Here is a 17,085-nt window from a genome sequence, read left to right on the forward strand (position 1 = left end):
TCCTTAACTTCACAAATTTCTGAATGAAGCGTACGTTCTGAAGCATGACGAAGGCCATCACCGTCTCCGGGCTGCACAAGTCCTTCGGGCGGACGCACGCACTCGACGGGCTCGACCTGGAGGTCGCCTCCGGCGAGGTCCACGGCTTCCTCGGCCCGAACGGCGCCGGGAAGTCCACCGCCATCCGGGTCCTGCTCGGGCTGCTGCGCGCCGACTCGGGCGCCGCGCAGGTGCTCGGCCGGGACCCCTGGGCGGACGCGGTCGAGGTGCACCGCCGTATCGCCTACGTCCCCGGGGACGTGACGCTGTGGCGCAACCTCTCCGGCGGCGAGGTCATCGACCTGTACGGCCGGCTGCGCGGAGGGCTGGACGCGGGGCGGCGGGCGGAACTGATCGAGCGGTTCGAACTCGACCCCACAAAGAAGGGCCGCACGTACTCCAAGGGCAACCGTCAGAAGGTCGCCCTGGTCGCCGCGTTCGCCTCCGACGTCGACCTGCTGATCCTGGACGAGCCGACCTCGGGCCTGGACCCGCTGATGGAGGAGGTCTTCCAGCGGTGCGTCGCCGAGGAGCGCGACCGGGGCCGCACGATCCTGCTCTCCTCCCACATCCTCAGCGAGGTCGAGGAGCTGTGCGACCGGGTGAGCATCATCCGCAAGGGCCGTACGGTCGAGAGCGGGTCGCTCGCCGACCTGCGGCACCTGACCCGCACCAGCGTCGTCGCCGAACTCGCGGGCCCGCTCAACGGCCTGTCGGCGCTGCCCGGTGTGCACGACCTCGACGTGCGGGGCCGCCGCGTCCGCCTCCAGGTCGACACCGACCGGCTGGACGGCGTCCTGCGCTCCCTGAGCGAGTCGGGTGTGCGGTCGCTGACGTCGACGCCGCCCACGCTGGAGGAGCTGTTCCTGCGGCACTACCAGGACGAGGCGGCCGCCCGATGACGACCACCGCCTTCGCCGTGCGGCCCGCGAGCTCCCGCCAACTGGCCGGTACGGGCACGCTGCTGCGGTTCGCGCTGCGCCGCGACCGGCTGATGATCCCGGTGTGGGTCGGGGTCAACGCCCTGATGGTCCTGTCCATGCCCGGCACGCTGGAGGGCCTGTACGGCACTGCGGCCGAACGCGCCGACCTGATCCGCCAGATGGAGACCAACTCCTCGCTGCGCGCGATGATCGGCCCCGTCTTCGGCGACTCGCTGGGCGCCCTGACGGCCTGGCGGGTCGGCGTCTACGTGGGCGCCCTGGCCGCCGTGACGAGCCTGCTGGTCGTCGTACGGCACACCCGGGACGAGGAGGAGAGCGGCCGTCAGGAGCTGGTGGCGTCCGGGATGGTGGGCCGCCGGGCCTCCCTCACGGCGGCCCTGCTGGCGGCGGCGGTCGCGAACGCGGCCCTGGCGCTGCTCGTGACGGCGGGCCTGTCCGGCCAGGGCACGACCGGCGCCCTGGCCCTGGGACTCGGGATCGCCGGGGTGGGGATGGTCTTCGCCACGATGGCGGCGATCGTCGCCCAGCTCACGGAGAGCGCACGGCTGGCCCGGGGGCTGACGTCGGCGGTGCTGGGCGCCGCGTTCGTGCTCCGCGCGGCGGGCGACTCGGGCACGGCTGGGGGCACCTCCCAGACTTTCGGCACCGGGGAAGGCTCGTCGGTGCTGACGTGGCTGTCGCCGCTCGGGTGGCTGGAGTACCTGCGGCCCTTTGCGGACGAACGCTGGTGGGTGCTGGCGCTGCTCGCCGGGGCGGTCGGCCTCCAGGGCGCGGTGGCCTACGGGCTGGCCGGGCGCCGGGACATCGGCATGAGCTTCCTGCCCACCCGCCCCGGCCCGGCGACCGGCCGTCTGGGCACCGCCGGCGCCCTGGCCTGGCGGTTGCAGCGGGGCAGCGTGCTGGGCTGGAGCATCGGCTTCTTCCTCGCCGGGGTCGTCTACGGCGGCATGACCGAGGGCGCGGCCGACCTGGTCGGCGACAACGAGGGCGCCCGGCGGATCTTCGAGCGGATGGGCGGGCAGTCCGGGCTGACGGACGCCTTCCTGGCGTCGATGGTGGGGATGCTCGGCCTGGTCGCGGCGCTCTACATCGTCGCCTCCGTGCTGCGGCTGCACGGCGAGGAGACGTCTAGCCGGGCGGAACCGCTCCTCGCGAACGCGGTCGGCCGCCTCCGCTGGGCCGCCGGGCACCTGGTGATCGCCTTCGGCGGTGCGGCGCTCATCATGCTCCTGGCCGGCCTCGGCTTCGCCGTCGGCTACCGCAAGGAGATCGGCCCGATCCTGGGGGCGTGCCTGGTGCAGCTGCCGGCGGTGTGGGTGATCGGCGGAGTGGCGGTCCTGCTGCACGGGGTGGTGCCCCGGGCGGCCGTGGCGACATGGGGTGTCGCGGGGGCGGTCCTGCTGATCGGCTGGGTCGGACCGGCCCTGGACGCACCCCGGGCGGTGCTGGACGTCTCGCCGTTCGGGCATCTGCCGAAGCTGCCGGGCGGGCAGATGGAGTGGGGGCCGGTGCTGGTCCTGCTGGGGCTGGCGGTGGTGCTGGTGGCCACCGGACTGGCGGGGCTGCGGCGCCGGGACATGACGACCTGAGCAGAGGAGCCGGGAACCGCGAAGCGGCCCGCGTACGTCCATGCCGGGCATGGGGCAACGTACGCAGGCCGCGGCGGGATGTCTGACCGCGGTCATCGGTGCGGGCGCGGGACTCGCGGTGTGGGCCGTCGACGTCCGGAAGCGGCTCTGGCGGTTCGAGGCGGCCCCGGACTGGTCCGTGCTCTACGCCGAACTGCCGCTGGCGATCCTCGGCGGGGTCGCCGCCGCCCTGGCGTCCTGGGCCCTGCTCCGGCGTCTCAGACCGCGACGCTGAGCCCCTCAAGACCCCGGATCACGAAGTTCGGCTTCCGCTGGGGCTCCTGGGCGAGGCGGAGTGCGGGGGCCTTCTCCAGGAGGGCCGTCATGGAGGCCGCCAGCTCGATCCGGGCCAACGGCGCGCCGATGCAGTAGTGGATGCCCGCGCTGAAGGAGATGTGGGGGTTGTCGGGGCGGGTCAGGTCGAGGCGGTCCGGGTTCTTGAACACGGTCGGGTCGTGGTTGGCGGAGCCGAAGAGCAGGGCGACTTCCGCGCCGCGCGGGATCGTCGTACCGGCGATCTCGATCTCGTCCAGGACCCAGCGTTCGAAAAGCTGAAGCGGGGTGTCGTAGCGCATCAGCTCCTCGACCGCCGCGGGGACCAGGGAGTGGTCGGCGCGCAGGGCCGACAGCTGCGCCTCGTCGCGGAACAGGGCGTACCAGCCGTTGACCGTGGCGTTCACCGTGGCCTCGTGGCCGGCGTTCAGCAGGAGGACCGCCGTCGAGATCATCTCCTGCTCGGTGAGGCGGTCGCCCTCGTCGTGGGCCGCGATGAGACCGGAGATGAGGTCATCGCCCGGTTCCTCGCGGCGGGCCGCGATCAGCTCCCGCAGGTAGTCGGAGAACTCCACCGACGCCCTGACCGCCTTCGCCGCCGTCTCCTCGGACGGGTTCAGTTCGTACATCCCGCAGATCTCCGCCGACCAGGGGCGCAGCGGGGCGCGGTCGGACTCCGGGATGCCGAGCATCTCGGCGATGACGGCGACGGGGAGGGGTTCGGCCACGTCCTTCAGCAGGTCGCCCCCGCCGGCCGCGACCAGCGCCGACGCCAGCTCGTCGGCCAGCCCGCGCACATACGGCTTCAGCCGCTCCACCGTGCGCGGGGTGAACGCCTTCGACACCAGGCGCCGGATCCGGGTGTGGTCCGGCGGCTCCAGGTCGAGCATGCCGTGGTCGTTGAGCGTGTGGAACGGCTCGTGCTCCGGCGGGGGCGCGGTGCGGCCGAACTCCTCGTGGGTGAACCGGTGCTGGTACGTCCGGCCCAGGCGCCGGTCGCGCAGCAGCGCCGAGACGTCCGCGTGGTGCGGGACGAGCCACTGGTCCGTCGGCTCGAAATAGTGCACGCGGCCCTGGGCACGCAGCTCGGCATAGGCGGGATACGGGTCGGCGAGGAACGCCGGGTCCCACGGGTCGAAGGCAGCCATGCCGGGACGCTAGCCCCACATCCCCTTCACTGACCAGGGGTGTTCCCTGCGGGCGGCGTCCCGGCTAGCCCGGCGTCACCAGCCGCGCCTCGTACGCGAACACCGCCGCCTGCGTGCGGTCCCTCAGCCCCAGCTTCACCAGGATCCGGCTGACGTGCGTCTTGATCGTCGACTCGGCGACCACCAGCCGCTCCGCGATCTCCGCGTTCGACAGGCCCTGCGCGATCAGGACCAGCACCTCCGTCTCCCGCTCGGTGAGATCCCCGTACGCCGCCTGTGCGGAGGGCATGAGACGCGGGGTCTCGGACAGCTTGGAGAACTCGGTGATCAGGCGCCTGGTCACCGACGGGGCCAGCAGCGCCTCCCCGGACGCCACCACCCGTACCCCGTCGGCGAGCTGGCGGGCCGAGGCGTCCTTGAGGAGGAAGCCGGAGGCTCCCGCGCGCAGCGCCTGGTACACGTACTCGTCCAGGTCGAAGGTGGTGAGCACCAGCACCTTCGCCGCACCGTCGGCGGCGACGATCTCGCGGGTCGCCTCGATGCCGTTCAGCTCGGGCATGCGGATGTCCATCAGCACGACGTCCGGGGCGAGTTCGCGGACCCTGGCGACGGCCTCCCGGCCGTTCACCGCCTCGCCGACCACCTCGATGTCGGGCATCGCGTTCAGCAGGACCGAGAAACCCTCGCGCACCATCATCTGGTCGTCGGCGATCAGCACGCGGATGGTCATGCGTCACCCTCGTCCGGCAGGGCGACCGGCAGGAACACCGCCACCTCGTAGCCTCCGTCGTCCGTGGCGCCCGCCGTCATCTCGCCGCTCAGCATCGACACGCGCTCCCGCATGCCCGTGATGCCGTGGCCCGCGCCGGGCGAGGGCTTGATCAGGCTCGGGTTCGGCGGCGGGCCGTTGACGATGCGCAGGCCCAGGCCGCCGAGAACGTACCCGATCTCGACCCGGGCGGTCGCGCCCGGCGCGTGCCGCAGGGTGTTGCTCAGCGCCTCCTGCACGATGCGGTACGCCGACAGCTCCACGCCCTGCGGCAGCTCGCGCACCGCGCCGGTCACCACCTTGTCGACGCTCAGCCCGGCCTCCCGCACATTGGCCAGCAGGACCTCCAGGTCGGCGAGGGTCGGCTGCGGGGCGTCCGGGGCCTCGTAGTCCTCGGCGCGGACGACGCCCAGGACGCGGCGCAGTTCCGTCAGGGCCGCCACCGCGTTCTCCCGGATCGTGGCGAACGCCTTCTCCAGCTCCGGCGGCGGGTTCTCCACCCGGTAGGGCGCGGCCTCCGCCTGGATGGCGACCACCGACATGTGGTGGGCGACGACGTCGTGCAGCTCGCGGGCGATCGTCGTGCGCTCCTCCAGCAGGGTGCGGCGGGAACGCTCGTGCGCGGTGACCGTCTGCTGGGCGGTGACCTCCTGCTCCGCGTGGCGGCGGATGTGCCACACGGTGACGCAGAGCAGGGCCAGGGCCGATACGACCAGCATGGCGCCGGAGTTGCTGCCGTACTCGTAGTAGGTGGGGCCGATGCCGGTGTCCGCGAGGGCGGCGTACAGCGCCGTCAGCGCCCACATCCACGCCGCCGTGCGCGGCCTGGTGCGTATCGCCACGACCGTCAGCACGGTCAGATGGCAGACGAAGCTGCCGGGCGTCCAGGGCCATTCGCCCCAGCGGCCTCCCAGCACGGAGGCGATCGGGGTGGAGACCATGGACGCCCAGAACGCGCCGACCGGCCGCACCATGGTCAGCAGCACGGGAATCGCACACAGCAGACCGAGCAGCAGGCCCGGGCCGCTGGCGTCGACCGTGGAGAAGGCCAGGGCGATCAGGGCCGCCGCGGTGATCAGGGCGTGCGGGAGCCAGGTCGCGTACTCCCGCAGGCGGCCCGGCAGCCGGCGGACGATCCGCCCGTCCGTGCGGCGGCCCGGCAGCGGCCGGTAGGCGAAGGCGTCATGGAGGAGGTCCTGCCGCAGCCCGCGCAGGGAGTCCACCGCCACCCGGTACTCCGGGCTGCGCGGCTTGCTCCCGCCCCCTGGCGGCGTGGTCTGCATGTGAGTCGTCTCGGTCACGTACAGAACGGTAAGCGGGGCCCGGGTCCCGGTCGTCCCCAGTGAGAGGGGTTCCACGGAGTCCCCCTCAGGTACTACGGGGGCACACCGGCCGCCCCTCAGTACCCCGACGGACGCACCAGCCCCGACTCGTAGGCGAACACCGCCGCCTGCGTCCGGTCCCGCAGACCGAGCTTCACCAGGATCCGGCCCACGTGCGTCTTCACCGTCTGCTCGGCGACGAAGAGGTGCCGGGCGATCTCCGCGTTCGACAGGCCCTGCGCGATCAGGGCGAGCACCTCCGTCTCCCGCTCCGTCAGGTCACCGATCCGTTCCTTGAGCGGGGTGCGGGGCCGGTCGTCCAGCCGGGAGAACTCGGCGATCAGCTTGCGGGTGATGCCCGGGGCGAGCAGCGCGTCCCCGGCCGCGATCACCCGGACCGCCTCGGCGAGCTGGTCGGACGAGGCGTCCTTCAGCAGGAACCCGGAGGCTCCGGCGCGCAGCGCGTCGTACACGTACTCGTCGAGGTCGAAGGTGGTGAGCACCAGCACCCTGATGTCCGGGTGCGCGGACGTGATGCGCTCGGTGGCCTCGATGCCGCCGATCCCGGGCATGCGGATGTCCATCAGCACGACGTCCGGGGCGGTCTCGGCGGCCTTCGCGACACCGCCCTCACCGTCCTTCGCCTCGCCGACGACCTCTATGTCGGGCTGGGTGCCGAGCAGCACGGTGAAGCCCTGCCGGACCATCGCCTGGTCGTCGACGATGAGGACCCGGATGGGGTCGCCGGTGCCGCTCGTCATGAGGTTCCTCTCCTGGGGGCCGTGGGGTGGTCGGTGCCCGGGCCGTCGGCGGGCGGAGTGTCGGGAAGGAACGCGGTGACCTTGAAGCCGTCCCAGTGCCACGGGTGCGCCGTCATGGTGCCACCGAGCATCGCGACGCGCTCCCGCATCCCGAGCAGTCCGTGCCCCGCCCCCGTCGACGGCGGCGCGGGCCCGGTCGGCCGGGAGTTGGTTATCTCCACCTCCAGACCGTCCGCCTGGTACGTGAGGCGGACCTTGGCGCTCGCGCCGGGCGCGTGCCGCAGGACGTTGCTCAGCGCCTCCTGCACGATCCGGTACGCCGACAGCTCCACGCCGGGCGGCAGCGGACGCCGCTCGCCGTTGATCTCGGTGGTGACCTCACGGCCGGCCGCCCGGGTGTTCTCCACCAGCGCCTCGAGCCGGTCGAGGGTGGGCTGAGGGGCGTGGTCGACGGTGTCGCCGCCCGGGCCGACGGGCGTCTCCCCCGGCCCGGGGTGCTCCGAGCGCAGCACGCCCAGCACCCGGCGCAGCTCGGTCAGCGCCTCCAGCGCGTTCTGCCGGATGCCCGCGAGGTTCTCCCGCAGCTCGTCGGGCGGGTTCTCGACGAGGTGCGGGGCGACCTGGGCCTGGATGGAGATGACCGACATGTGGTGGGCCACCACGTCGTGCAGCTCCCGCGCGATACGGCTGCGCTCCTCCAGCAGGGTGCGCCGGGTGCGCTCCTCGGCGGTGAGCGTGGTCTGCTCGACGAGTTGCGCACGGGCCTCGCGGCGGCCGCGCAGCGCGGTGCCGACGACCACGACGACGGCGGACAGCGGGACCGCGATCGCGCCCGTCTCGTCGTAGTCCTCCCCGGTCAGCAGGCTCTCGAGGCCGAAGGTGACCAGCACGGTCACGGCCAGCGCCGCTATCGCCGCCCGGGTGGGCACCCGCAGGGCGAGCAGCAGCAGCACGAGCAGCAGGCCGACGATCCCGGCCGCGGTCCAGGGCCAGGTGTAGGTCTCCAGGCCGATACCCAGGTGGCGGTGGAGCAGGAAGGCGCCCGTGACGAAGGCGCCCATCGACAGCCACCACGCCGGCACCGGCCGCCACAGTCCCAGCACCACGGCGCCGCCCTGCGCGCCCGCGATCAGGAGGGCCGATCCGAAGCTCAGATGGCCGTTGTCCTGCATGTCGGCCGTGCCGCCCAGGGTGATCCCGAGCACCCCCGCCAGGCACAGCACGCCGTGCGGCAGCCAGCGCAGCCACGTGGAGGGCGGCAGAGGATCCGCCCGGACGGTCCACAGGTCGTCGCGCAGCACCCGAAGCCAGCCCACGACACGCGCGCGCAGCGCGCGGCCCACCCCCGAGTCCGTCACCCGGCTAAGCCTAGACATGACGCGCCTTGGTCGCCGTACCCCGGCCGGACGGGCGGTGCGACCGCACCACCCGCGAGGCGCGGTCCCGGCCGCCGCCCTGCTCGAAGGACCGGAAGGCGGCCCAGCAGACCGCGAGCGCCAGGGCGAACACGGGCAGCCACAGGAGCCGGGCCCCGACCCAGCCGAGGTCGTCCGGCCGGGTGTGCAGGCCGGGGAGCCGGCCGGCGAGGAGGCCGGTGGCCGTGGTGGCCATCAAGGCCGTCTGATGCCACAGGAAGACGGTCATCGCGGAGAGGTTGACGAGGGCCACCGCCGCCCACGCCACGGGCCGGCCCATGGCGCGGCGCAGTCGCTCGCGCAGCAGCAGGGCGAGACCGCACTGGGCCAGCCCGAAGGTGACGACCGCCAGGGTCGGCGGATCGAGGTTGGACATGCTCTCCCCGGGGACGCCGACCATCGACGCCGGGTAGCCCGCGAGCGCGACCAGCGCCACGGTCGCCGCCGCGCCACCGGCGAGCAGGACCCAGCCCGCCCGAGGCCGCTCCAGCTCGCCCCGGGTCCAGGCGGCGCCCAGCGTGTAGGGCACCAGCCAGCCCGCCGCCACATTCACCCAGCCCAGCCAGGCGGGCCCGCCGAGGCCGAAGCGCAGAAGGTCCACGTGCAGGACGACGGCCAGCGGCCAGAGCGGGTTGAGCCGGGTCAGCAGCGGGGTCGCGGCCGTCAGCGCGGCGAACACCACCAGGAACCACAGGGGGGACAGGGCCAGTTTGACCAGCGTCCGCACCGTCCCGAACTCGGCGCCGGACAACAGCAGGGCGAACACGACCACTGTCCACAGGCTGAGGACAGCCGCGACCGGCTTGAACAACCGGCTCAGACGGCCCGTCAGCCACTGGTGGTACGGGACGCCACGGGCGCGGGCCGAGGCATGGCTGCGGGTGGCGACATGGCCGCCGACCAGGAAGAACACGGCGAGCGTCTGGAACAGCCAGGAAATGGGCGCGAGCCAGGGCATGTGCTGGAGGGGGCTCGCGGTGCGCAGGGAGGGGCCGTCGGCGACCAGGGCCGTGACCAGCCAGTGGCCGAGCACCACCCCGAGGACCGCGACGGCGCGCAGGGCGTCCACAGCCCGGTCGCGGTCGGCCGGAGTGGCCGTAGGAGTGGCCGTGTCGATACGGCCGGCACCGCGCCGCAGGACGCCGCGCATGCCGTGAACGCCGGTGTCAGTCATGGGTCACCGCCTTGGTCTCGCCCAGAACGATCCGGGTCAGGTTGGTGAGGGAGGCCGTGCCGGGGCGGAAGTAGTCGCTGTGGCCGCCGTCGCCCGCCGTGAAGACCCGGGCGCCGAAGGCCGGGGAGACGGGGTCGGTGCCGAAGCCGACGATGGTCCCGAACAGGTTCGTCCTGACGTGCGGGACGTTCGCCACCCAGTCGTCGCCGCCCCGGGCCGCCCAGACGCGGGCCCGGGTGTGCAGGGCGGTGGCGGACTCCGCGCCGGTGCCGGGGCTGCCGACGAGCGCGATGTCGTCGACGGCGAGCCCGGCGGCGGCCCGGCCGCAGACGACCGAGCCGTACGAGTGGCACAGCAGCGAGATACGCGATCCGGAGCCCGCTGTGGCCCGCAGGTCGGCGACGAGCGCACGCAGGTGCGGGGCGGCCTGCTCCGCCCTGCCGGTCGTGGTGACCGTCGTGCTCACCGTGCCCGGCGTCTCGTAGCCCAGCCAGGCCACGACCGCGGTGCGCGTACCCGGCGCCTGCCGGACGAGCTGCCCGTACAGGGCGGTGGCGGCCGCGCGGAACCGGCCGTAGGTGTCGAGGCTCGTGTCGGAGCCGGGGACCAGGACGGCGATGCGGTCGGCCCGGGCGAGGTCGCCCAGGACCTCCGTCACCCGGCCGGAGCCGCGGCCGTCGAACGCGAGGAGATGCCGGGCCCGGGCGGCCAGGGAACGGTCCGTCGCGGCGCGGTCCCGGTCGTGGTGGGCGGCTGCCGTCCGGGCCGCCTCGGCGGCGTTGGCACGGTTGGCCGCGTACGCCTCGTCGAGCGTCGACGCGTCGAGAGGGGCGAGCGAGGCGGGCGGCGGAGCCGGGATCTCAGGCCGCACGGCCGCGGAGAGCGGGAGCACCACCGCACCGGCGACGAGCGCCGCGAGCGCGGCCCGCCGCCACCGTCCGGCGTGGCGCCATCGGCCCGCGCGGCGCCGGACCCCCTCGCCACGGCGGTACCTCGATGCGAACCTCACGACCGTCCCCCTCCACCGCACCCGGCCATCGGGTCCGCGTGGAAGGAAAGCTATGGAGCGGGGCTCGTCGTCCGCGTCACACTGGGGAACCCATCTCCGGCGTAGCTCTCAGGTACTAGGGGGATGACCGGGGCGGCACCGGGACGGCACCGGGACGGCACCGGGGCGGCACCGGGACGGCTCCTCAGGGGTGCCGCCAAGAGCGCCGCTCACCAGGCCAGTTGCTCGATCTCCTCGACCACCACCGCGCACGCGTCCGCCGCCGGGTCGATGAGCGGGAAGTGCCCGACCTCCTCCAGCAGGGTCAGCCCGACCACCTCCCCCGCCTTCGCCGCCGCGTCCGCGTACGCCTCGGCGACCGCCTGCGGCACGTCGAGGTCCGAACGGCCCTGCACGAGGGTGGTGGCGATGCCGGTGGGCAGCAGCAGCGCCGGGTCCGCGTAGGGCTGCCGCTCGCTGAAGTACTCGTCCCCGCCCAGGAACTGACGTACACCGCCGCCGCACACGTCCAGCTTGTCGGCGACCGCGAAGTCCGCGATCGGGGCGAGGGCGACCACACCGCGCAGGGCCGCCGGGACGGGAGTGCGCCAGGGCGAGCCGGCCGGCAGGACGTGCCGGGCGGCACCCCACAGCGCGAGCTGCCCGCCCGCCGAGTGGCCCGTGAGGACCGTACGGCGCGGGTCGGCCTGCGGCAGCAGCTCCCGGACGAAAGCCGGGAGGGCGTCCAGCGCGGCGGCGACGTCGTCGAGGGTGTCGGGCCAGCGCCCGGCGACGCCGTCGCCGTCACCACCGCGCCGGTACTCGACACTGGCCACGGCGAACCCGTGCCGGGCCACGAACTCCGCGAAGGGGCTGATGTGACGACGGTCGTACGGCGCCCGCCAGACCCCGCCGTGCAGCACGACGACGACCGGGGCGGGCCCGCCCGGGCCGCTGCCCTCGCGCGGGGCGTAGAAGTCGATCACCTGGTCGGGGTGGTCGCCGTAGGCGGCGGTGGCGTCGGGGTCGACGGGCGCGTGGGAGAACACCGACCTCTCCTCGGCAGCGGCCCGTGCTGCTGCGACGTCGTCCGTCATGCTCCAACCTCTCAGCGATGAAACGTATCTGGCGGGCACGCAGGTCGGCCGCCGTTGGCCGGGACGGTATCAGGCACGCCGGAAGGAACGGCCTCCGCGGCGGGGGGCCGTTCCTTCCGGCGCCACTCAGGCCAGGGTCTCCGCCAGCACCCGCGCCGCCCGCTCCACGTCGGCGAAGCCCACGTACAGCGGTGTGAAGCCGAAGCGCAGGACGTCCGGCGCCCGGAAGTCGCCGACCACCCCCCGCTCGATCAGCCGCCGCATCACGGCACCGGCGTCGTGGCAGCGCAGGGCGATCTGGCTGCCCCGCTCCCCGTGCGCCACCGGCGTCAGGCACTCGACCCTGCCCTCGGGCACGTACTCCGCCACGCACTGGAGGAAGAAGTCCGTCAGCGCCAGGGACTTGGCCCGCACCGCCTCGACGGACACCCCGTCCCACACCTCCAGGGCCGCCTCCAGGGCGAGCATGGAGAGGATGTCCGGCGTGCCGACCCGGCCGCGCAGGGCACCGGGGGCCGCCTCGTAGTCGCCGCGCATCCCGAACGGCTCGGCGTGCGAGTTCCAGCCGGGCAGCGGCGAGTCGAAACGGTCCTGCACGTCCCGGCGCACATACAGGTACGCGGGTGAGCCCGGCCCGCCGTTCAGGTACTTGTAGGTGCAGCCGACCGCCAGGTCCACCCCGTGCTCGTCCAGTCCCACCGGCAGCGCGCCCGCGCTGTGGCACAGGTCCCACACGGCGTACGCCCCGGCCGCGTGCACGGCGGCCGTCAGCGCCGGCAGGTCGTGCAGCCGGCCGGTGCGGTAGTCGACGTGGTTGAGCAGCACGGCGGCGGTACGGTCGCCCAGCGCGCCCGGCACGTCCGCCGGTGCCACCGGCCGCAGCGTGCAGCCGGTCATCCGGGCCGCGGACTCGGCGATGTACCCGTCGGTCGGGAAGGTCGTCGCGTCGACGAGCAGCTCGTCGCGGCCGTCCCCGGCCATCCGCACCGCACCCACGAGCGCCTTGAAGACGTTGACGCTCGTCGAGTCCCCGACCACGATCTGCCCGGGCGCCGCCCCGACCAGCGGGGCGATCCGGTCGCCGATCCGCTCCGGCGCGGTCCACCAGCCGCTCTCCTCCCAGGAGCGGATGCGCAGCTCGCCCCACTGGCGGCGGACGGCGTCCTCGACCCGGCCGGGGACGACGGCCGGCAGCGCGCCGAGGGAGTTGCCGTCGAGGTAGGTCACGTCGTCCAGGACGAACGCGTCCCGGCTGCCGCGCAGTTCGTCGGCGGCGTCCAGCTTCTCCGCCCGCACCGCGAGCTCGGACACGGGTTCAGACATAGGACCGCGCCGTCCACAGCTCGGGGAACACGTTCTTCTGCGCCCGCTTCTCCAGCCAGGCCACCCCCGCGGAACCGCCGGTGCCGGTCTTGGCGCCCATGGCGCGGCGGGTCGCCACCAGATGGTCGTTGCGCCAGCGCCACACCAGTTCGGCGACATCGCTCAACGCCTCGCCGAGCCGGGCGAGTTCGTCGCTCTCGTCACCCGAGTACACGGCCGTCCAGGCCGCCTCCACCTCCGGCGACGGCTCGTAGCGCAGCGCGACGTCACGCCGCAGCACGGACTCCGGGACGTCGTACCCGCGCCGCGCGAGGAGCCGTACGGCCTCGTCGTACAGGCTCGGCTCGTGCAGCGCCTTCTCCAGCTCGGCGTGCACACGCGGCGCGCCCCGGTGCGGGACGAGCATCGACGCGGACTTCTCGCCGAGCAGGAACTCCATCCGCCGGTACATCGCCGACTGGAAGCCGGAGCCCTCACCGAGGGCGCTGCGGTACGAGTTGAACTGGGCCGGCGTGAGCTGTGCCAGCGGCCTCCAGGAGGCGTTGAGCGCCTCCAGCTCGCGTACGGACCTCTTGAGCGCGGCGGTCGCGGTGGGCACGTCGTCGCCGCGCAACGCCTTGGCCGCCGTCTCCCACTCGTGGACGATGACGGTGAACCACAGCTCCATCACCTGGGACGTCACCAGGAAGACCATCTCTCCGGGGTCGTCGGAGAGGGTGTGCTGGAGGTGGGTGAGCACGTCCGCCCTGACGTAGTCCTCGTACGGCGTCGTGCCGGCGAAATCGAGATGCGGGGTCTCGGGCTCGTGAGCCTCGTGGGACATCGCTGTCTCCTGAAGATAACTCCGGGTAGCGGTCCGCCCCTGCCGAATCCGACACGGGGGCCCCGGTCCCCAAGGGCATACTCCGCAATCGTCCCCCGAAACCGCAAGGCCCGCCCGCCCGGGACGGACGGACCTCACACACGGACCGCCGTCAGCCCAGGACCTGCGCCGCCGTCGGCGAGGAATCCTTCAGGAACTGGGAGCAGCGCTCGTACTCCTCCTGCTCGCCGATCGTCTGCGCGGCGCGGGCGAGGGCGTGCAGGGCACGCAGGAAGCCGCGGTTCGGCTCGTGCTCCCAGGGCACCGGGCCGTGGCCCTTCCAGCCGTTGCGGCGCAGCGCGTCCAGGCCGCGGTGGTAGCCCGTACGGGCGTACGCGTACGACTCCACGGTCGCGCCCCGCTCGTACGCCTCGTCGGCGAGCTGCGCCCAGGCGAGGGAGGAGGTGGGGTGCGCTGCCGCGACCTCGACCGGGGAGGCACCCGACGCGAGCAGTTCCCGGGGCCCGGGGTCATCGGGGAGGTGGGTCGGGGGCGGGCCCCCGAGCAGATTCTCATGAATGGACATGCCCCCAAGTCTGAGGCATCCCACTCAGCTGCGGGCAGTCGTGCCGCTTGGGGCGATGGGGGTCCCCCCTGCTCGAGCGAAGCCGAGAGCTTGGGGGAGGGTGGGCGCAGCGGGACCCCGCAACGCCGGGCTGCGCCACGCCCCGGCCTCGGCACCAACGCCCCGCAGCTACCCGAGCCGCCTCCGCACCGGCTCCCCCTCCAGCGGCGGCGCCGTGACACCCCCGTGCCGCAGACACTCCGGCCGCTTGCACCCCGGCGGAGGCCTCCGCACCGTGGCCACCGCGATCACCGCCCCCACCACCATCGCCCCCGCACACCACCCCATCGCCCGCCCGAACGCCGCGTCGAAGGCCGCCGGCTCCCGGTACGCCTCCTCCCCCATCCCCGCCAGCAACGGCAACGCCGCCACCGCCACCAGCCCCGCCGCCCGGGCCGCCGCGTTGTTGATCCCGCTGGCCAGCCCGGCCCGCACGACATCCACGGACCCCAGCACCGTCGCCGTCAGCGGCGCCACCAGCGTCACCAAGCCCAGCCCGAACACCACCAGGGCCGGCAGGACGTCGGCCGGATAGGACGCCCCGGGGCCGACCCGCAACATCAGCAGCATCCCGGCCGCGCACAGCAGCGGCCCCACCGTGAGCGGCACCCGCGGCCCGATCCGGTCGGCCAGCTCCCCGGAGCGCGCCGACAGCAGCAGCGTCAGCGCGGTCGTCGGCAGCAGCGCCGTACCGGCCGCGAGGGCGGAGTAGCCCACGACCACCTGGAGCTGAAGAGCCGCGAGGAAGAAGAACCCGCCGAGCGCCGCGTACACGCACAGTGTGACGAGGTTGACCGCCGTGAACTGGCGCGAGGAGAAGATGTCCGGCGGCATCATCGGCTCCGGCCGGCGCCGCTCCACGACCACGAAGGCGACGGCGGCGGCCACCCCGCCCACCGCCGTGACCGCGACCACGAGGCCGTCCCCGCCGGCCTCGATCAACGCGTACGTCAGCAGCGCGAGCGCCACCGCGCCCAGCACCGCACCCAGCACGTCGAACCGGCCGCGGGCCCCCTCACCGCCCGACTCGGGCACGTGCCGCAGCGCCACCGGCACGCACACCAGGGCCACCGGCACGTTCAGCAGGAACACCCACCGCCAGCCCGGCCCGTCCACCAGCCAGCCGCCGACGAACGGCCCGACGGCGGCGCCGATCCCGCCGAAGCCGGACCACAGGCCCACCGCCCGGCCCCGGTCGTCGGGGTGGAAGGAGGCCTGGATCAGCGCCAGGGACCCCGGTGTGAGCAGCGCGCCCCCCACTCCCTGCAACGCCCGGGAACCGATCAGCACCCCGGCGTTCGGCGCGATCCCGCACAGCAGGGACGCCGCCGCGAACCACACGACACCGACGACGAACACCTTCCGGCGCCCGAAACGGTCTCCCAGCGCCCCGCCCAGCAGGATCAGCCCGGCCAGCGTGACCATGTACGCGTTGACCGTCCATTGCAGGGCCGACAGGCTCGCGTCGAGGTCACGGCCGATGCGCGGCAGGGCGACGTTGACGACGGTCGAGTCCAGCAACGCCATGCTGGAGCCGAGGATGGTGGTGAGCAGGATCCACTTGCCCTGCGATGAGGCCAGCCGGACATCGGGCATGCAGGGAGCATACGGAAGAGCCCGGCACCACAGGAGGTGCCGGGCTCAACGCACGCGAACCGGAACTACTTGATCTTCGTGCCCGTCGAGCGCAGGTTGCCGCAGGCCTCGACGACGCGCTGGGACATGGAGGCCTCGGCCAGCTTGCCCCAGGTGCGCGGGTCGTAGGTCTTCTTGTTGCCGACCTCGCCGTCGACCTTCAGGACACCGTCGTAGTTGCGGAACATGTGGTCCGCGACCGGGCGCGTGAACGCGTACTGGGTGTCCGTGTCGATGTTCATCTTCACGACGCCGTTCTCCAGGGCGGTGCGGATCTCCTCCTCCGTGGAGCCGGAGCCGCCGTGGAAGACGAAGTCGAAGGGGCCGGGGGAGGCAGGCTTGCCGAACTTGGCGGCGACGCCCTCGTTCAGCTCCTTCAGCAGCTCGGGACGGAGCACGACGTTGCCCGGCTTGTACACGCCGTGCACGTTGCCGAAGGACGCAGCGAGCAGGTAGCGGCCCTTCTCACCGAGGCCGAGGGCCTCGGCGGTGCGGATCGCGTCGTCGACCGTGGTGTACAGGGAGTCGTTGATCTCGTGGGAGACGCCGTCCTCCTCGCCACCGGTCGGGGTGATCTCCACCTCGAGGATGATCTTCGCGGCGCGGGCCTGCTCCAGCAGCTCCTGCGCGATGGCGAGGTTGTCGGCGAGGGTCTCGGCCGAGCCGTCCCACATGTGCGACTGGAACAGCGGGTTCAGGCCGGCCTCGACGCGCTTCTGGGAGAGCGCCAGCAGCGGGCGTACGTACCCGTCCAGCTTGTCCTTCGGGCAGTGGTCCGTGTGCAGCGCGATGTTCACCGGGTACTTCTCGGCGACGATGTGCGCGAACTCGGCCAGGGCGACGGCGCCGGTGACCATGTCCTTGTTGTACTGACCGCCCAGGAACTCGGCACCACCCGTGGAGATCTGGACGATGCCGTCGCTCTCCGCCTCAGCGAATCCGCGCAGGGCCGCGTGCAGGGTCTGGGTGGAGGTCACGTTGATGGCCGGGTAGGCGAACTTTCCTGCCTTCGCCCGGTCCAGCATCTCGTTGTAGACCTCGGGAGTTGCGATGGGCATGCGTCCGCTCCTTGTATCTGCGGGTTGGCGTACTGCGTTCTTTACGGCCCTGACCTAGACCTTGGGGTGCGACGTCATCGTCGG

At 73.2% G+C, this 17,085-nt stretch carries 16 protein-coding genes; 3 read left to right on the plus strand and 13 right to left on the minus strand.

Annotated elements, in window-relative coordinates:
* Window positions 1-44: 44 nt before the first annotated feature.
* Genes ABEA82_RS10865 through ABEA82_RS10875 form a run of 3 tightly spaced genes read left to right on the plus strand, consistent with a single transcriptional unit; the run spans window position 45 to window position 2,846 of the window.
* A complete protein-coding gene (locus ABEA82_RS10865) occupies window positions 45-941 on the plus strand; it encodes an ABC transporter ATP-binding protein (protein WP_345661184.1) in 897 nt (298 codons plus the stop codon).
* Window positions 938-2,572 (plus strand): ABC transporter permease, encoded by a 1,635-nt coding sequence (locus tag ABEA82_RS10870; protein WP_345661185.1) that lies wholly within the window; start codon window positions 938-940, stop codon window positions 2,570-2,572. Before ABEA82_RS10865 ends, ABEA82_RS10870 begins: the two co-directional genes overlap by 4 nt.
* Before the next feature lie 49 nt (window positions 2,573-2,621).
* Window positions 2,622-2,846: a hypothetical protein gene (locus ABEA82_RS10875; protein WP_345661186.1), complete on the plus strand. Its 225-nt coding sequence runs from the start codon at window positions 2,622-2,624 to the stop codon at window positions 2,844-2,846.
* On the opposite strand, the gene ABEA82_RS10880 is transcribed toward ABEA82_RS10875, so the two are convergent.
* The 13 genes from ABEA82_RS10880 to fbaA all read right to left on the minus strand — a co-directional run bounded on the left by ABEA82_RS10880 (window position 2,830) and on the right by fbaA (window position 17,001).
* Entirely contained in the window at window positions 2,830-4,032 is a 1,203-nt protein-coding gene (locus tag ABEA82_RS10880) for a cytochrome P450 (protein ID WP_345661187.1), read from the minus strand. The genes ABEA82_RS10875 and ABEA82_RS10880 overlap by 17 nt on opposite strands.
* Window positions 4,033-4,096: 64 nt before the next feature.
* Window positions 4,097-4,762 (minus strand): response regulator, encoded by a 666-nt coding sequence (locus tag ABEA82_RS10885; protein ID WP_345661188.1) that lies wholly within the window; start codon window positions 4,760-4,762, stop codon window positions 4,097-4,099.
* A complete protein-coding gene (locus ABEA82_RS10890; protein WP_425588506.1) occupies window positions 4,759-6,102 on the minus strand; it encodes a sensor histidine kinase in 1,344 nt (447 codons plus the stop codon). Before ABEA82_RS10890 ends, ABEA82_RS10885 begins: the two co-directional genes overlap by 4 nt.
* A gap of 98 nt (window positions 6,103-6,200) precedes the next feature.
* Complete coding sequence (locus ABEA82_RS10895; protein ID WP_345661189.1) at window positions 6,201-6,884, minus strand: response regulator; 684 nt, start codon at window positions 6,882-6,884, stop codon at window positions 6,201-6,203.
* A complete protein-coding gene (locus ABEA82_RS10900) occupies window positions 6,881-8,260 on the minus strand; it encodes a sensor histidine kinase (protein WP_345661190.1) in 1,380 nt (459 codons plus the stop codon). Before ABEA82_RS10900 ends, ABEA82_RS10895 begins: the two co-directional genes overlap by 4 nt.
* Entirely contained in the window at window positions 8,253-9,473 is a 1,221-nt protein-coding gene (locus ABEA82_RS10905; protein ID WP_345661191.1) for an acyltransferase family protein, read from the minus strand. The genes ABEA82_RS10900 and ABEA82_RS10905 overlap by 8 nt, the downstream gene beginning before the upstream one ends.
* Complete coding sequence (locus tag ABEA82_RS10910) at window positions 9,466-10,482, minus strand: alpha/beta hydrolase (RefSeq protein WP_345661192.1); 1,017 nt, start codon at window positions 10,480-10,482, stop codon at window positions 9,466-9,468. Before ABEA82_RS10910 ends, ABEA82_RS10905 begins: the two co-directional genes overlap by 8 nt.
* A 209-nt stretch (window positions 10,483-10,691) precedes the next feature.
* Complete coding sequence (locus tag ABEA82_RS10915) at window positions 10,692-11,558, minus strand: alpha/beta hydrolase (RefSeq protein WP_345661193.1); 867 nt, start codon at window positions 11,556-11,558, stop codon at window positions 10,692-10,694.
* A gap of 126 nt (window positions 11,559-11,684) precedes the next feature.
* Window positions 11,685-12,881, minus strand: coding sequence for a kynureninase (kynU, locus tag ABEA82_RS10920; RefSeq protein ID WP_345661194.1), 1,197 nt, complete (start codon window positions 12,879-12,881; stop codon window positions 11,685-11,687).
* A complete protein-coding gene (locus tag ABEA82_RS10925; protein ID WP_345661195.1) occupies window positions 12,874-13,704 on the minus strand; it encodes a tryptophan 2,3-dioxygenase family protein in 831 nt (276 codons plus the stop codon). The genes kynU and ABEA82_RS10925 overlap by 8 nt, the downstream gene beginning before the upstream one ends.
* Before the next feature lie 151 nt (window positions 13,705-13,855).
* Complete coding sequence (locus ABEA82_RS10930) at window positions 13,856-14,269, minus strand: DUF3151 domain-containing protein (RefSeq protein ID WP_003991808.1); 414 nt, start codon at window positions 14,267-14,269, stop codon at window positions 13,856-13,858.
* A 168-nt stretch (window positions 14,270-14,437) separates the two neighbouring features.
* Window positions 14,438-15,904 carry an MFS transporter gene (locus ABEA82_RS10935; RefSeq protein ID WP_345661196.1) on the minus strand — a complete coding sequence of 489 codons (1,467 nt, stop codon included), beginning with the start codon at window positions 15,902-15,904 and terminating at the stop codon, window positions 14,438-14,440.
* Between the two features lie 65 nt (window positions 15,905-15,969).
* The gene (gene fbaA, locus ABEA82_RS10940) at window positions 15,970-17,001 is read right to left on the minus strand and encodes a class II fructose-bisphosphate aldolase (protein ID WP_345661197.1); all 1,032 of its coding nucleotides are present in this window, start codon (window positions 16,999-17,001) and stop codon (window positions 15,970-15,972) included.
* Window positions 17,002-17,085 lie beyond the last annotated feature (84 nt).

The organism is Streptomyces venetus (assembly GCF_039540295.1).
In the GTDB taxonomy this organism is placed as follows: domain Bacteria; phylum Actinomycetota; class Actinomycetes; order Streptomycetales; family Streptomycetaceae; genus Streptomyces; species Streptomyces venetus.